This is a genomic window from Pseudoalteromonas sp. L1 (assembly GCF_021728095.1).
Lineage (GTDB): Bacteria > Pseudomonadota > Gammaproteobacteria > Enterobacterales > Alteromonadaceae > Pseudoalteromonas.
Map to the genome: position 1 here is coordinate 385,194 of NZ_JAKKCT010000002.1, position 15,109 is coordinate 400,302.

Below are 15,109 nucleotides of genomic sequence, written 5' to 3' on the forward strand. Positions count from 1 at the left end.
GGGATACACTAAAAACTAATGGTATTTATAGCCAATTAACTGCTCTATACGATAAGCAATCGCTATTAATTCTTTCTCACTTAATGAGCCACCTGTAACAGATAGCCCAACTGGCATATGGTGCACTTTCCCTATTGGGAGAGTTAAGTGAGGGTATCCCGAAACAGCAGGAAAACTAGAAAAGCTGCCAGTAAAGTGATCACCATTAATGCGGTCTATCGACCAAGCGGGCGTTAAAGTAACGGTAATAATGGCATCGAGGTCATGCTCCTTGAGCATTTTATCTAGGCCGTCTTCTCTGGTCGCTTGGTGAACATTTTGCAATGCTTTTATGTAACTTGGGTCAGTCAACTTGGCTTTTTTCTGAGACTTCTCAAAGATCTCTTGTTGAAAATAAGGCATTTCGAGGGCTGCGTGTGTTTGATTAAATTCGATTAATTTTTTCAGTGTCAGTGTATTGTACTCGTTTGGTAATTGAGCGAGGTAGTCGTTTAACGTCGCTTTGAATTCATACAGCAATACATCATAGCTATCTTGATAAAAATTAGCATAAGGCTCTGTCGATAACCCCTCCACTAATACCGCTCCCTCTTTTTCAAGTACTTTTTTAGTCTTATTGAAAAGTAACTCAACGTGCTCATGAGCGAGTGGCGCAGCATAAAGCACGCCTAAGCGTTTTCCTTTTAGAAAATGTTTTGAAGTTTCAGGCATATAGTCATCGTTCATACGCTCTTTGGCTATTTTTGTTGCAGCGTCTTTATCATCAACACCTTGCATCACTGAAAGTAAAATAGCCGCATCAACCACAGAGCGAGTCATAGGGCCTGCGGTATCTTGCGTATGTGAAATTGGCACAATACCAGTGCGACTTAACAAACCCACTGTGGGCTTGATACCAACAATCCCATTTGCAGAAGACGGACAAGTAATTGAGCCATTGGTTTCAGTGCCAATCGCTGCAACACTTAAAAATGCCGCAACAGCTGCACCAGAGCCAGAACTAGAACCACATGTAGAGCGATTTAAATCATGTGGGTTACGGGTTTGGCCACCAATCGCGCTCCACCCAGATGATGAACGCTCTGAGCGCATATTAGCCCATTCGCTTAAGTTTGTTTTACCTAAAATAATGGCACCTGCATTTCTAAGCTTGGCGATAATCGGCGCATCTCTATGTGTCAAGTTATCTTTTAATGCCAACGAGCCTGCCGTTGTCGCCATCTCTTTAGTTTCAATGTTATCTTTTATTAACAGAGGTATGCCGTGTAGAGGACCACGTATTTTCCCTTTACTTAACTCTTCATCCAGTTGCTTTGCAATACCTAAAGCGTTTGGATTCATTGCAATCACTGCATTGAGTTGCGGATTAAGTGTCTCTACTTGTTGAATAAAAAATTGTGTTAATTCAGTTGAAGTTAGCTGATTAGCTTTCATCGCTTGAATGAGTTGTGGAATAGTACTTTGCTGAACAATTTCTTTTATCGCTTGAGACCTTTGCTCTGTAACGGGTGTGTTTTCGTTTGCAGATAATTTAAAACTCAAACACATTGTCATTAAAGATAAGCCTAATGTTAACTTAATGAGCATACGCCTAACCTTGTTTTTTCCTATATACATTTTTTACCCCTTTTTATAATTTTTATAGGGTTGTTCTTAGCAATTACTGCTGCATTGTTCTACTTTCATGCAAGAGCAATCTGCAACTTTTAACGCAGTGAGTGTAAAATTAACCCTCTAAAATGATTAAGTATTTTTGCAGATTAGTATCAGTACCGATTTATAGTCTACCCTGATTAGAATGAAGGGCGCTAGTTTTTAGGCTTTAAATATCGAAAAGTAAATAACGAATGGGTGTGGGCTGTTATATTAAAATATGCTGAATTGGGGCAATGCTAGAAACACCCAGCATTGCTCCATTTTTAGTAGGCTTAAACCTTAAAGAAACTTATAAGTTTAACCATAGCTTGTGTTTGATTTTCGAGTAGTCGCGTTTGTTTGCTGATATCACTTAAGCTCGATGCGTTATCATCCGCAAGCGCCTTTATTTTCACAACATTCGCATCGACTTCTGCGGCAACAGATGACTGCTCTTCAGCCCCCACCGCAACTTGATTATTGGCCTCGACGATATCGTTAATCGAATACACAATTTTCTCAAGTGATGCGGTCGAATCATTTGTTAAAGCTGCAACCATTTGCCCTTTTTCATTTGATGTTTTCATAACATCAACGACATTGTCAGCACCAAGCTTGATTGCTTCGATAATGTTGGTGATCTCGCTAATAGAGTCTTGAGTGCGCTGTGCAAGTGTGCGTACCTCGTCAGCAACTACCGCAAAACCGCGCCCTTGCTCACCGGCACGGGCCGCTTCAATGGCTGCATTCAAGGCAAGTAGATTGGTTTGATCTGCTATATTGCGGATCACATCTAATATCCCTTCAATGTTAGCTGTATTTGAGCTTAAACTTGTGACTACTTCCATCGCATTTAATAACGCATCCGCAAGCTCACTCATTGCAACATCGGTTTGGCCAACCACAGCTTTAGACTGTTCTACGCCCTCTTCTGCATTGTGGCTTGTTTGTGAAGCCCCACTTGCACTTTGTGCAATTTGTAACGCAGCGGCAGCCATTTCGTTTATAGCAGTTGCGACCATGTCTGTTTCAAGTTGCTGTTGAGAAACAGAATCTGTTGCGCCCGATACTGAATTTGTTATTTGGCAACTTGATGCTTCTATTTCTTTGGTAACTTGAACAACTTGATCAACAACATTACGTAACGCATTCGCCGATTCGCTCAACGCGGTATTTAACTGGCTAAACTCATCGCTGCCTGTAACCTGAATAGTTTGGCTCAGATCCCCCTTCGCTATATGAGATGCAAAATCAATAGACAGATTTAACGGCCCCATAATGCTGCGAATAATCCACCAGCCAACAGATATCGCAATGGCAAACGCAATCATAACAACAATAGCCATTATCAACTGCACGGCGTTTTCTCGCTCACTGGCAATCACTTGTTCTTCTTCAACAAGTTTTGATGCTGCCTCTGAAGCGCTGTTAGCAACGCGTAGCATATCAGCTTGAATAGTGTTTAATTCATCGTAAGTAGCAACTGTCGATTTAAACACTTGATAATAATGAGCTATATCATCCAATAAATCATTGAGTAAGGCTTGTGTACTGGCAGCAAGCATTATTTTCTTTAGACTATTAACATTACTTTTAAGTTGGCTAATTTGATTAGAAATATCGCTCTCTAGTTGCTTAGTAGGCGCAGTATTATAACGCCACACATTGACACGAATTTCTGCAAAATCATCCCGTACTTGCTTGGCTTTTAAAAAACGACCAAACTCCGAAAAATCTGATTGATGAGTTGAAAAGTATTGCTCAATACTGTTTAGCGTCTCGTCTATGCCATTGATGACAGAATGAGCTGCTTGATTAACCTCATCGCGAGCATTGATTTGTTTTTTCTTAGCAGATACGAAACGTTCAAACAATTGCGTGAAATCGTTAATTCCCTGTTTTATTGTATTGACTTGAGTCACACTCTGCTCAACTGCCATTTGACTTTTAGCCGCATTCAATGTGCTAATTGCTTCTTGCGCTTCGTTCAATACTTTTTTGGTGAAATCAGGGTTTTCCTGAATCATATAATCAGCTTGAGCCAATCGTGATGTATATAAACTTGCATCAGCAAATGTGAGATTTAACATTATGTCTGTTTGTGTTGCTTGAGATTTTAATGAAAATGAAGCGTACACACCCAACCCCAACATTAAAAACAACACAGCGGCAAACATTGCATAAAGTTTTTGTTTAATAGTCAATTTTTCGTATCCATTAATAAATTCAGTACGAAAAAGATTATAGACAAAGATTGATAAAAAAATGACAAAAATTTCAATAAAACTATGTTTTTATTAGAAAATAGCCTAAATAAGGAACACACATATTAACCAGCAGCAAACCCTTTATTTATAAAAACCATATAATCGCTTCCAGCTAAATTCCCCCCATAAAACCAAGCAACTGATAACAATGCTCTTTTGGATGCTCTCGCTCTGAGAGGTTTATTTTTAATTCGAAAATCGAGTGTCTAATAAGAAATTATGACCATAATATTTACTTTTTTGAAATTTATGTTAAAAATTAACAGGTGAATATAAAAACAATGTTACTTAGTATCGCTTTTTTTTTCACAGACAGGCATAGTCTGTAGTTATGCCTAAAATCGTTACCGTGCAACAAAGTAAATATAATAAAAATCAAAGGACTATAAACATGTCGGCATCTCAGAACAACATAACTACTTACTGTAATAAACGCACCAAGCTCAGCCTTGCCATTTCTACCGCTCTATTGAGCCTAAGCTCATTGTCTGTTTTTGCGCAAAATGCGCCACAAAATGACAGCGATGTCACTAATGAAAAAGATGAGCAAATGGAAGTAATAGAGGTTTCTGGTATTAAGGGAAGCATTTATAGTGCGCAAAACCTTAAACGTTACGCAGACACGGTTAAAGATGTCATAACCGCATCGGATATTGGCGCGCTACCTGACAAATCGGTTACAGAAGCATTACAGCGTGTTCCCGGTGTGACCATCGAGCGATTTGCGTCTTCAGACGATCCTAAACATTATGCTGATGAAGGAACTGGCGTACTTGTTCGTGGCCTAGACCGTGTTCGTTCTGAGGTCAATGGCAGAGATGCGTTTAGCGCGAACTCTTCTGGCGGGCTAAGCTATGAAGACTTTCCTGCGGAGTTTTTAGGCGCAGTGGAAGTTGTAAAAAACCAAACCGCCGACCTAACAGCAGGTGGTGTTGCAGGAACCGTAAACCTCATTACAAGAAAACCTTTTGATTCTACAGATCAGTTAATATCATTTAATGCCAAAGCAAATTATGGCGATTTTAGAGAAGAAACCACGCCCTCTTTCTCTGCGCTATTTTCAGATAACTGGGAAACACAAGCAGGTAAATTTGGTTTCTTAATTGCGGTTTCATCGAGTGAATATAAAACCCGTGGTGACGGTGTTGGCTTAGGAAACTACCACTCTCGTGGTGACTCATTTGTACCTACTCTTGACCAGTGGGGGGGTATTACGGGGGTTGATCCAAATTCACCCGTAGATGGCCCTGCACTGCCAGGACAACCTACTGGTAGCACGTGGCATGTACCGGTAGCTATTCATATGAGCACAGCAGAAAATGATCGCAAAAGAAAAGGCTTAACAACCTCTTTTCAATGGGCAAATAGTGATGACACAATTATTGCAACCGTTGAGCATATTCGTTCAAAAGCTTCTTTAGAATGGAATGAAAGACAATTGGGTCAGGCCGCACAAGGTTTTAAAGGCTTCATGGGGTCTTCTCAAAACTGGCAAGATGATAGCGAGAATGGCTACCCGCTCACGGTAGACGATAACTTTGTTACGTCGGGAGTTGTACTTGGTGTTAGCCCTGAAACCCCATTCTTTTACCGTAGTCGCTGGAACCATAATGAAAATACCGTTGAAGACACTTCATTTAATTTAAAGCTCAAACCAACAGACAGATTAAGCATGGAGTTTGATTACCAGCACGTCGATTCTGAAAAAGTAGTCCATAACTACAGTATGTCGGCACAAACTCGAGGAAACCATGTTCATGCGGTACTTCCTTATTACCTTGATACACGAGGCTCAAGACCAAGCGTTGAATTTTTAAGTGATAATATTTTAACTGCGGGCTGGTCACCCAATGAAGATTGGGACGGACCCGTTCCGAATACTTTTCTAGGAAGTGGTATGGAGCAAGAAGAGCACAATACCGCTAAAGCAAACAGCTATAAATTAGATTTTAAATACGAACTTGATGGTAGCTTTACCAATGTGCAAGCTGGTGCCTACTACTCAGATAAAGACCTAACAGTACGCGATACTGCTTATGAAGGCTGGTCGGCAATCGGCACGCCATGGATACAAGCAGACCGAAATGCTGCAGCAGCTATTAACCGCCCCGAACTTTTCGAACGTGTTGATTTCTCAGACTATTATCATGGCCAAGTACTGCAAGGCGATGTGAATAGCTTTCTTTTCCCTAGTATGGATCTGGTAAAAAATTACGCTGACTCACTTCGTCAAGGCTGCCAAGATGGTTGGCATAATGCTACCAATAGCGCAGCCAATAACGGTGTTTGCAGTGGCACATATGTGCCTTATGAAGACAAACCTAACCGTGTTGAAGGTGCGTTTGCAGCTCATAATATTAGCTCAACCAATGAAAAACGTAGCGAGTTTTATGTGCGTGCAGACTTTGATTTTCTCGTTCAAGACCTACCTGTTGTGGGTAATGTAGGACTGCGTTACGTGAACTACCAATTAGAGTCAACCGGTGCATTTGTACAACCCATGGAAATAAAGCGTGGCGAGCCTGGCACCTCACTAAATGAAGTAATGCAACAACCTGAATATAAACGCTACTACGATATTGCAACTGGGGAGTCTACTTTAAGTACAGTCGAAGGCACTGATTACAGTACCGTTCTACCAAGTTTTAACTTTAGCGTGGCATTAACAGATGATGTGGTTATTCGTTTTGGTGCCTCCAAAGCACTTTACTTTCCTAACCTGATTGATACCCGAAATATAAACATCGTAAACCTTGATTATACTCGCCGCCTGCAAACCCCTGGCGCTGATTATGACGAAGTTAATAATCCTGTTGTAGCTTTGGATGATATTGAACTGACAGCCCTATCTGGTAACCCCAATTTAAAACCTGAAAAGTCAATCAATACAGACCTTTCTGCTGAGTGGTATTTTGCCCCTGCCGGTTACGTTACTGTTGGTTTATTCCATAAACGACTCGACGACATAATTCGCAGCCGTGCATTTGATTTAAATGCAAACTTCAATGGCGAAGACTATGCGATTTCGGCCTACGGACCAGCCAATACAGGTTCAGGTACTATTCGTGGTGCTGAATTCGCTTACTCTCAATTTTACGATATGCTGCCAGGTGCATGGAGCGGACTTGGTTTACAATTTAACTACACCTACATCGACCAAAACGGCTTAGAAGATCCCAATGAAGTATCGACCGGCACACTCGGGTTTGATGAAAACGGTAACCCCATCACTGACAACCGAAATACATTCCGTGTATTTAGTGGTTTGCCACTTCAAGGCTACTCAGACCAAAACATGAATATTGTCGGTATGTACGAGTACGAAAACATTTCGTTTCGTCTAGCTTATACTTGGCGCTCAGAATACCTGTTGACCTTAAGAGAGTCAGAAGAGTACGTGCCAGCCTATGTAAAACCAGCAGGCATGATGGATGCGAGTATTTACTACACGCTAAATGAACATTGGAAAATTGGTTTCGAAGCAAGTAATTTACTCGACACAGAAACTAAAACAGAATATCAAATGGACCAAGCAGGCACCCGCACAGATGCCCTAAGCTTTACGACTGATCGTATTTACGCACTTAGCGTACGAGCTACTTTTTAGTTAATGTTAGCCCATCTAGTATTGATTAGATGGGCTTTAGTAGTAAATGTCCACCTAGCTTTATTTGCCGCTAAAAAATAGTTAAAAATTTTTTAGTTAGTTCTGAATTCGAAGCTAAATACGCTTTATGTTATTAGTTATTTTTTAAGACTCAATGTGCCTACACGTTTAGTGCTACTGCGCTTTGTTTGCGTATTTTTTGCAGAATGAGTTTTCGTTTGTTTTGAGTCTGTGCGCGCTTTTTTTACGTACTTCGAAAAGTCGCGCTTTTTATCGTTTTCTGCGCGAGGTTTTGGCGAAGGTTTGGTTTGCTGTTTGTTTTCATCTATGGAACGTTCTTCAGTTTTACCTGAATTTGCAATGGAGTTATTAATTTCAGCCATTTCTTGTTCTGTCAGGTGACGCCATTGGCCTACTTTCAAGCCTTTTAACGTCACATTCATGATGCGCGTGCGTTTAAGAGTCACAACTTCATAGCCTAGGTATTCACACATGCGGCGAATTTGGCGGTTGAGCCCTTGTGTCAATACAATAGTGAATTGCTGAGGGCCAGTTTGTGTGACTTTACATTTCTTTGTCACCGTATCGAGGATGGGAATACCATTTGCCATTTTATTTACAAATTGGCGGTTTAACGGTTTATCAACGGTGACGACGTATTCTTTTTCGTGATTATTACCCGCGCGCAAAATCTTGTTAACGATGTCACCTTCGTTAGTTAGAAATATTAACCCTTCGGATGGGCGATCTAAACGACCAATAGGAAAAATTCGCTCAGGATAGTTTACTGCTTTTACAATATTACTTTGAATTTTACGTTCTGTGGTACAAGTTATCCCCACAGGTTTGTTGTAAGCGATATAAACAAGTTTAGGCTTTGCTTTGAGTGCTTTGCCATCGATAAGTACGTCGTCGGATTCACTGACTTTAACGCCCATTTCAGGTAAGTTACCGTTAACAGTTACGCGACCTTCTTCAATATATTTATCGGCCTCGCGACGTGAACAGAACCCTGTTTCACTGATAAATTTATTTAATCGCTTTAACTGTGTCATAACGTACTTCTATTAGAATTGTAAAGCCGCTAGTTTATACCAGAACGCTTAGGCAAACCAGACGCAATAGAGGCCGTCTAAAAAGCGGATTCATCAATAGCCACATCGGCGTTTTTTTGCAGCAATAAGGAATGCAGCCGCTCAAAATCGAGCTGATAGGCAGTATTATTTGAACCGCTGAGCAAAAATGCGTCAAAGGGAACCGTAGACCAATCTTCGATGTCTCTTATCCAATTGTAATCGTTTACGTTTTGATTGGTGATCACGCCTAATAAAAACTTTATAGAATTATTATTCGTCCAATATGAGTGACCATTGTGATGATCGACCAGACTTATTAATGCCCATGCCCCCATCATAAAATGCCCACCGGCACTTGCGGTTAATCGTCCTTGTTCAATCAGTCTTAAGTTATCATCAAGCCAGTCCATGCCACCAATAAAGTACTGTTTATTATTTTTCTCTTTAACAGCATCCAGTGCACCAAGCGCCATTAAGTCAGAAGCACACCAAATAACGTTTGTTTGAGGGTAGCGATGTAATAGCCTGCGCACTTTATCGGTAGCTTCAGTTTTGTTCCAATTAGCATACACCACCTGCTCTAGCTCAACTTGCTGATTTTTTAAAAAGTGCTTTAAGCCGTTACTACGTGTGTCAGATTCGGTGCCATAGTGGCCATTAATAGCAACAAAATGCGCTGTTTGACCTGCTTTTTGAGCACTGTCTAGCAGAGCTTTGCCAAGTTGTTCACCGGCTTTAAAGTTGTCGTGATACACTTCGCCTAACCAATATTTAAAATGCTGTTTTGGCTCACCGACTTGATCTCGCTCAGCCCCTAGAATAGTTTCTTCTAGGGTAATAAACTTAACTTTGTGTTTTTCTAACAAACTCATCGACTGCTCAGCGCCACCTGGATAGTTAATTAAGACAACATAATCAGGTGTCGCATTGTATTTGAGGTATTGCTTGAGTTCTTCCAGTTGAATATGGCGATTCGCCCCGCCATAGATAATATCCAAATCGACATTAGTTTGCTTTGCGGCCGCCTGCATTACGTCGGTCACTTTTTGCCAAAATGGTTCTTCTTTAATGGATGGATTTACAAATAACACATTAAATTGCTCGACTGCGCACAGTGGCATTGTGCATAACATTAGTAAGCTAATTATCCAAAACCGCATAACATCCCCGAACAATTTTCTTTAAGTTAAGTGTAGTACACACAATGCGACTATGACGATAATTTACGCCATACATATTCACATGGTCCATGCTTAAATAAACGTAAATATAAGGCACAAAAGCTCAGCTGAAGCACGGCAATAAAAACGCTAAGTAGCCAATAATCAATCCGATTAAAGGTAAGTACCCACGAAGGAAATACAACTCGAAAGCACAACAAAAAGATGACTGTTTGCATCAAGTATAAGGTCAATGACATACGACCTGCATTTTGTAAGACTGTAAATTTATTTTTATTATTTCCGACAAGCTTCACAATTAAATGAATATAAAGTAAAGCAGTACTAAGGGCTGCAAACCAGTTAAATGGTTCAGCTAAAGCATATGTTAAAACGCTTGTGCTAGGCTCAACTATTAACCTTAAAAGCGTAAATCCAACGGCAGCTGGTAAAATAAAGTTAAGCTGCTTTGTTGTTAAGCCGTTTACAAAAATGCCTTGTTTATAGAGTGCTACACCAATAAGCATAATACCCGCTGCCATCCATAATGTTATAAGCGGGAGCGCTATTAGCATCACAACAAACATAAGTATGTTACTCATAAACCCAGAAAAAAATGATGAATGCCAGTCTTGGTAAGCCTCTACAAAAGTATCTGATTCACGTGTTAAAGGGCTCATATCAGGTTCAATAAAAGCCAGTAAAAATGAAATGACTGCGCCAAGCGCTAAAAATCCAATGCCTTGTTTTAATTGTTGATTATAGGGTTGGTCAATAAACTTTAACGTTAACCAACCTGCACACGCATAAATTAATAAAATATCGCCAGCCCAAAGTAGAAGGCCATGTGCTAGACCAATAAAGGCAAGTATTTTTAAACGGTTATATTGTTTATCATGTAACTGAGGATGCTGCCGTTGAATAACTAAGCCTGCGCCAAATAACAGGCAAAAGAGTGTTCTGAATCGCCCATCAACAAAAATGAGATCGGCAGTATGAATTATATTATCAGATAAAGGTGGTTGTGTACTTGGCACGTATCCATATTCAAAAACACCGAAAAAATAGGCATTCATAAACATCAGGCCAAGTACCGCAATACCCCGTAAAACATCCATATTTATATTGCGCATAAATCACTTATAAGTTTTGCCGACAGCTATCACTCCAATTTACCGCATTTTCATAGATTTTGGGAAGATCTGCACTCTCAATATTAATATAAGCGACAGCTTGCTCTAATGCCCACCAACTGCCCGTTTCGTAAGCTTTAACAGTCTCAAGTATATAGTAAAGAATATTCTTTTCCTGCATCAATGCCGCATGGATATCCTCAGGAAAAGGTAGCCTATCAAGCAGCTTTTCCATCGGTTGGTCAAGTATAGCATCCAGCAAAGAAAACAAGCCCGTTAGAAACGCTTCGCCAGTGTGTTCTTTAGCGACTTGCAAGGCTATTAACTCACAAAAGCGTGCCCTAACAACACAAAGCCGAGTTAACTCGGCTGGTTTTGATTGCGCACTATGGGCGGTAATTATAAGACTTACAAACTTTTTCAGTCGTTCATTACCCAAATAAACAAGTGCCTGTTTCAAAGAACCTATCTTGCTTTTTATTGGAAATACGCCACTGTTGATCAGTCGCAACAGCTTATAGGCAAGCGCTGTATCAAGAGAAAACAAACCTGCCACTTCATTAATATCAGGTGAAGGTCGCATAACTTCGGCGTAAATCGACAATACTAAGGCGTAGTTATAGTTAATGTCTCGCTGTTGGATCATGGTTGGTTTTGCAAAAAAGTAGCCTTGAAAAAAATCAAAACCCATTTCATAGGCTTTTTTATAATCTTCTTCTGTTTCAAGCTTTTCAGCGAGTAGTTTTATTTTTTTGTGCTTTTTTAGCTTATTAACAACAGGAGAAATTTCTTCGAAAGGCGTTTGTTTTACATCAAACTTAATCAATCGTACTAATTTTAAAAAACGATCCCATTCTGGTTGATAAACGAAATCATCCAGAGCAAGCTTAAAGTTATTATGAAAAAGTTCACGACAAAAAGCGTAGTTTTCGTCTGTTGGCTCCATGGTTTCCAACAGTTCGATAACAACATCCTTATTAGGCAAAAAAGCGCATAAATCCAGTTTCAAAGACTCTGGACCAATATTAATTAACGCTTTTTTCCCCGATGTAATATGACGTGTACCTAAGTTGAGCTGGTTTTCCATAATGAGTCGCGCTGTCGCAGTACTCTCAGCAACATTCGGAAAACAGTTTTTTTCACTATCACGAAATAGTAACTCATAGGCGACAACTTGTTGACGACGATTAAAGACAGCTTGCCTAGCAACAAATACAGCCACTTTACCTACTTTTTATTTATTATGTAACACTAAGTAATTAATAGCTGAAATTGAAACAAAAGTCACCCTATTCCCAATAATAGTCCACTTTTTATTGATATAAGTTCGATAAATAATCTGAGGCGACTTGCTGCCAAGTAAAACGAGCACTTTTCGCTCGCTCGCAAATTGTACACCATAATTCAGAGTCTGTTTCTCTTAACGCTAATACCTCACTAAAACGATTAATGAGTGCACTACTTTGCTCGCTAAGATTAGCACCTTCAAAACTAAAACCATTTTCTGAATCAACGACCGTATCTTTAAGCCCACCCACACTATGAACAAGGCATGGTTGGCCTGCTCGCATCGCTAGCATCTGGCTTATACCACATGGTTCAAACGAACTAGGCATTAAAAATAAATCGCCTAACTGGTATAGGTATTCGCCTGTTAAGTGTGCGTACCCTTTTAAATATAATAAGTTAGTATTTCGCGCCATCGCCGCGGTCATTAATTGCTCAAGCGAGTCATCACCCGAGCCCAATATAATCATATAGCCATGGTATGTGCTTAAACGAGCACACAATTCATCAATAACAGGATGTTGATTAAAAGGTTGGCGCAGCAGCAAGGCTTTTTGATCCGTTAAACGGCCGACACTGGTTACTAATGGGCCTGAAAAGGGACGTGTTTTAAACTGTAAAAGCCGTTGATGCGCAATGTAGTGGGTTGAGTCAAGTATCGGACTTTTTGCCATCCATTGAAACAATGCCAACTCGGCATACTGATACAGGCTAGCCAGAGTACAATTATCTGGCTCTGCGACTGAGTATTCACAGCCATTGAGTATGCCAACTACTCGCCCTTCTTTATTAGCTGCCTGTAAGTCTTGCTCTAATCCTTCGCCACCAAAAAACCCATTGTCAGCATCGCTTGCTTTAAGGACCTCTTGGCAATAAGTTGGAGACACCAAGTGAACTTTATCAACTAAATTAATCGCTGTGCGCATCGGATTAAAACAATCTGGGTAGCGAGGATCACACAATTTTTGACCATCGTAGCCTAAACTTGGAAACCATGCTTCTAAGCTCGAGCTATCCCCCTTGAATGGACGAATACCTTGTAGAGCTAAATTATGAACCGTGTAGGCTAAAAAGAGGTTTGAAAACCGATTAAATCGCTTATCTGTTTTAAGTAACAACGCAACACACGCACTATGCCAATCGTGTAGGTGCAAAACATCTGGGGGGTTAATAACTCCTTGTAATAAAGCCTCACAGACTGCCGCATTGAACAGAGCAAACTTACTGGCATCTGTTGCAAATGGGCGGCCTATTTCATCATTACAATACACAGCACCATGATGTCGGCTAAATTCCCAATGCGAAATAACAAGTTGCTTTATGCCCTGTTCCGACTGAGCTAGCTGCCAAACTTCTAATTGCTCTATTTTGCCTGCAAATGAAATCGAGATACTGCCTAGGTGGTGACGCTCCAAATAATGAAAACCATAATCAGGTATAACAACATCAACCGTTAAGCCTTTTTCAATCAAAGCCTTTGGACAATCTCTAACAACATCAGCTACACCACCTACTTTGGCATTGGGTAAAGCATCATTCTCTGCAGCCACCATCAACACATGCATGTTTGCAGTACTCCTTTTGAATATATTTAAATCATGCAGCCACGGCAATACGCGCTAACTGCATGAGCACGGCATTAAGCAAGACGTTTGTTATCCTGCTCTTGTTGCTTTAGTTTCTTTGCAAGTTCATGCAACATGTCACGGGTAACAAGCACAATGCCTTTTTTGGATACCCTAAAGCCATTCTCTTTATCGACCTTATGATCGTAGCCAATTTCCAGCCCTGCCGGAATTTCACAGCTACGGTCAATAATTGCGCGTTTGATTCGACAATTACGCTGAATTTTTGCACCGGGTAGAATCACCGACTGTTCTATTTCACAATAAGAGTGTACATGCACATTTGAAAACAACAGTGACTTTCTCACTAACGAGCCCGAAATAATACATCCACCTGAAACAGTGGAATCCACTGCCATGCCGCGCCTGTCATCATTATCAAAAATAAACTTAGCAGGTGGTAGTTGCTCTTGGTATGTCCAAATTGGCCAACTTGGGTCATATAAATCAAGTTGCGGTTCAGGCATCACTAGCTCCATATTGGCTTCCCAAAACGAGTCAAGCGTGCCTACATCGCGCCAATACGGCTGACCTTCAAAGCCTGGATCTCTAAATGGGTAAGCATACACATTATGCTCTTCGATTATGGCAGGAATAATATCGTGACCAAAGTCTCGGCCAGAGCCCTCTGTTTCAGCATCTTTTTTTAGCTGTTCAAACAAAAACTCAGTATTGAAAACATAATTTCCCATTGAGGCTAAGCAAGTGCCCGGTTTGCCAGGCACAGAACTCGGGGTTGCTGGCTTTTCATCAAAGCGGCGAACCCGTTTAGTATCATCAACTGTCATCACACCAAAAGTATTTGCGGCTTCTTCACAAGGCACTTCAATGCAGCATACTGTCATATCAGCCCCTGTTTCTACGTGCTTTGCTAACAGACCGCCATAGTCCATACGGTAAACATGATCCCCAGATAAAATCATTACATACTTAGGTAGTTCATGGCGAATAATATCCATATTCTGAAAAACAGCATCGGCAGTACCGCAATACCACTCATCACCATAACGCTGAGATGCTGGCAGTATTTCAACTGATTCTCCAAGCTCTTTCTTAAAGTGCCCCCAAGCACGATTCACATGACGAATTAATGAGTGTGATTTGTACTGAGTAGCAATCCCCACTCGACGAATTCCTGAGTTTATACAGTTGGACAATGGGAAGTCGATAATTCGATGCTTACCACCAAAGTACACAGCCGGTTTCGCTCGCCAATCTGTTAATTCGTGTAAACGTGAACCTCGCCCACCCGCTAAAATTAGGGCATACGTTTCTCTTGTTAAACTACTTATATATCGATTTGCATAACTTGGCATAAC

At 40.6% G+C, this 15,109-nt stretch carries 9 protein-coding genes; 1 reads left to right on the forward strand and 8 read right to left on the reverse strand.

All coding sequences use genetic code 11. The annotated features are described in order from the left end of the window. Positions 1 to 15: 15 nt before the first annotated feature. Positions 16 to 1,587: an amidase gene (locus L3V38_RS07950; protein WP_237119008.1), complete on the reverse strand. Its 1,572-nt coding sequence runs from the start codon at positions 1,585 to 1,587 to the stop codon at positions 16 to 18. A gap of 341 nt (positions 1,588 to 1,928) precedes the next feature. After that, positions 1,929 to 3,839 (reverse strand): methyl-accepting chemotaxis protein, encoded by a 1,911-nt coding sequence (locus L3V38_RS07955; RefSeq protein ID WP_237119009.1) that lies wholly within the window; start codon positions 3,837 to 3,839, stop codon positions 1,929 to 1,931. 454 nt (positions 3,840 to 4,293) lie between these two features. On the opposite strand from L3V38_RS07955, the gene L3V38_RS07960 reads away from it, so the two are divergent. Beyond that, on the forward strand, positions 4,294 to 7,509 hold the full coding sequence (locus tag L3V38_RS07960; protein WP_237119010.1) for a TonB-dependent receptor: 3,216 nt from the start codon (positions 4,294 to 4,296) through the stop codon (positions 7,507 to 7,509). Between the two features lie 137 nt (positions 7,510 to 7,646). Here the strand turns inward: L3V38_RS07960 and rluF are convergent, their stop codons facing one another. From rluF to glgC, 6 genes are all read right to left on the reverse strand, one after another. After that, complete coding sequence (rluF, locus tag L3V38_RS07965; RefSeq protein ID WP_237119011.1) at positions 7,647 to 8,564, reverse strand: 23S rRNA pseudouridine(2604) synthase RluF; 918 nt, start codon at positions 8,562 to 8,564, stop codon at positions 7,647 to 7,649. A gap of 77 nt (positions 8,565 to 8,641) precedes the next feature. After that, positions 8,642 to 9,745, reverse strand: coding sequence for an ABC transporter substrate-binding protein (locus L3V38_RS07970; protein ID WP_130152294.1), 1,104 nt, complete (start codon positions 9,743 to 9,745; stop codon positions 8,642 to 8,644). 50 nt (positions 9,746 to 9,795) lie between these two features. Next, positions 9,796 to 10,878, reverse strand: coding sequence for a DUF418 domain-containing protein (locus L3V38_RS07975; protein ID WP_237119012.1), 1,083 nt, complete (start codon positions 10,876 to 10,878; stop codon positions 9,796 to 9,798). Between the two features lie 7 nt (positions 10,879 to 10,885). After that, the gene (locus L3V38_RS07980) at positions 10,886 to 12,100 is read right to left on the reverse strand and encodes an HDOD domain-containing protein (RefSeq protein WP_237119013.1); all 1,215 of its coding nucleotides are present in this window, start codon (positions 12,098 to 12,100) and stop codon (positions 10,886 to 10,888) included. Between the two features lie 91 nt (positions 12,101 to 12,191). After that, a complete protein-coding gene (locus L3V38_RS07985; RefSeq protein WP_237119014.1) occupies positions 12,192 to 13,730 on the reverse strand; it encodes a glycogen/starch synthase in 1,539 nt (512 codons plus the stop codon). 74 nt (positions 13,731 to 13,804) lie between these two features. Then, positions 13,805 to 15,106, reverse strand: coding sequence for a glucose-1-phosphate adenylyltransferase (gene glgC, locus L3V38_RS07990; protein ID WP_237119015.1), 1,302 nt, complete (start codon positions 15,104 to 15,106; stop codon positions 13,805 to 13,807). Positions 15,107 to 15,109: the final 3 nt, after the last annotated feature.

Coding starts and splice junctions, on each gene's coding strand:
- L3V38_RS07950 (WP_237119008.1), bottom strand. CDS start 1,587: ATGCTCATTAAGTTAACATTAGGCTTATCTTTAATGACAATGTGTTTG.
- L3V38_RS07960 (WP_237119010.1), top strand. CDS start 4,294: ATGTCGGCATCTCAGAACAACATAACTACTTACTGTAATAAACGCACC.
- rluF (WP_237119011.1), bottom strand. CDS start 8,564: ATGACACAGTTAAAGCGATTAAATAAATTTATCAGTGAAACAGGGTTC.
- L3V38_RS07970 (WP_130152294.1), bottom strand. CDS start 9,745: ATGCGGTTTTGGATAATTAGCTTACTAATGTTATGCACAATGCCACTG.
- L3V38_RS07975 (WP_237119012.1), bottom strand. CDS start 10,878: ATGCGCAATATAAATATGGATGTTTTACGGGGTATTGCGGTACTTGGC.
- L3V38_RS07985 (WP_237119014.1), bottom strand. CDS start 13,730: ATGCATGTGTTGATGGTGGCTGCAGAGAATGATGCTTTACCCAATGCC.
- glgC (WP_237119015.1), bottom strand. CDS start 15,106: ATGCCAAGTTATGCAAATCGATATATAAGTAGTTTAACAAGAGAAACG.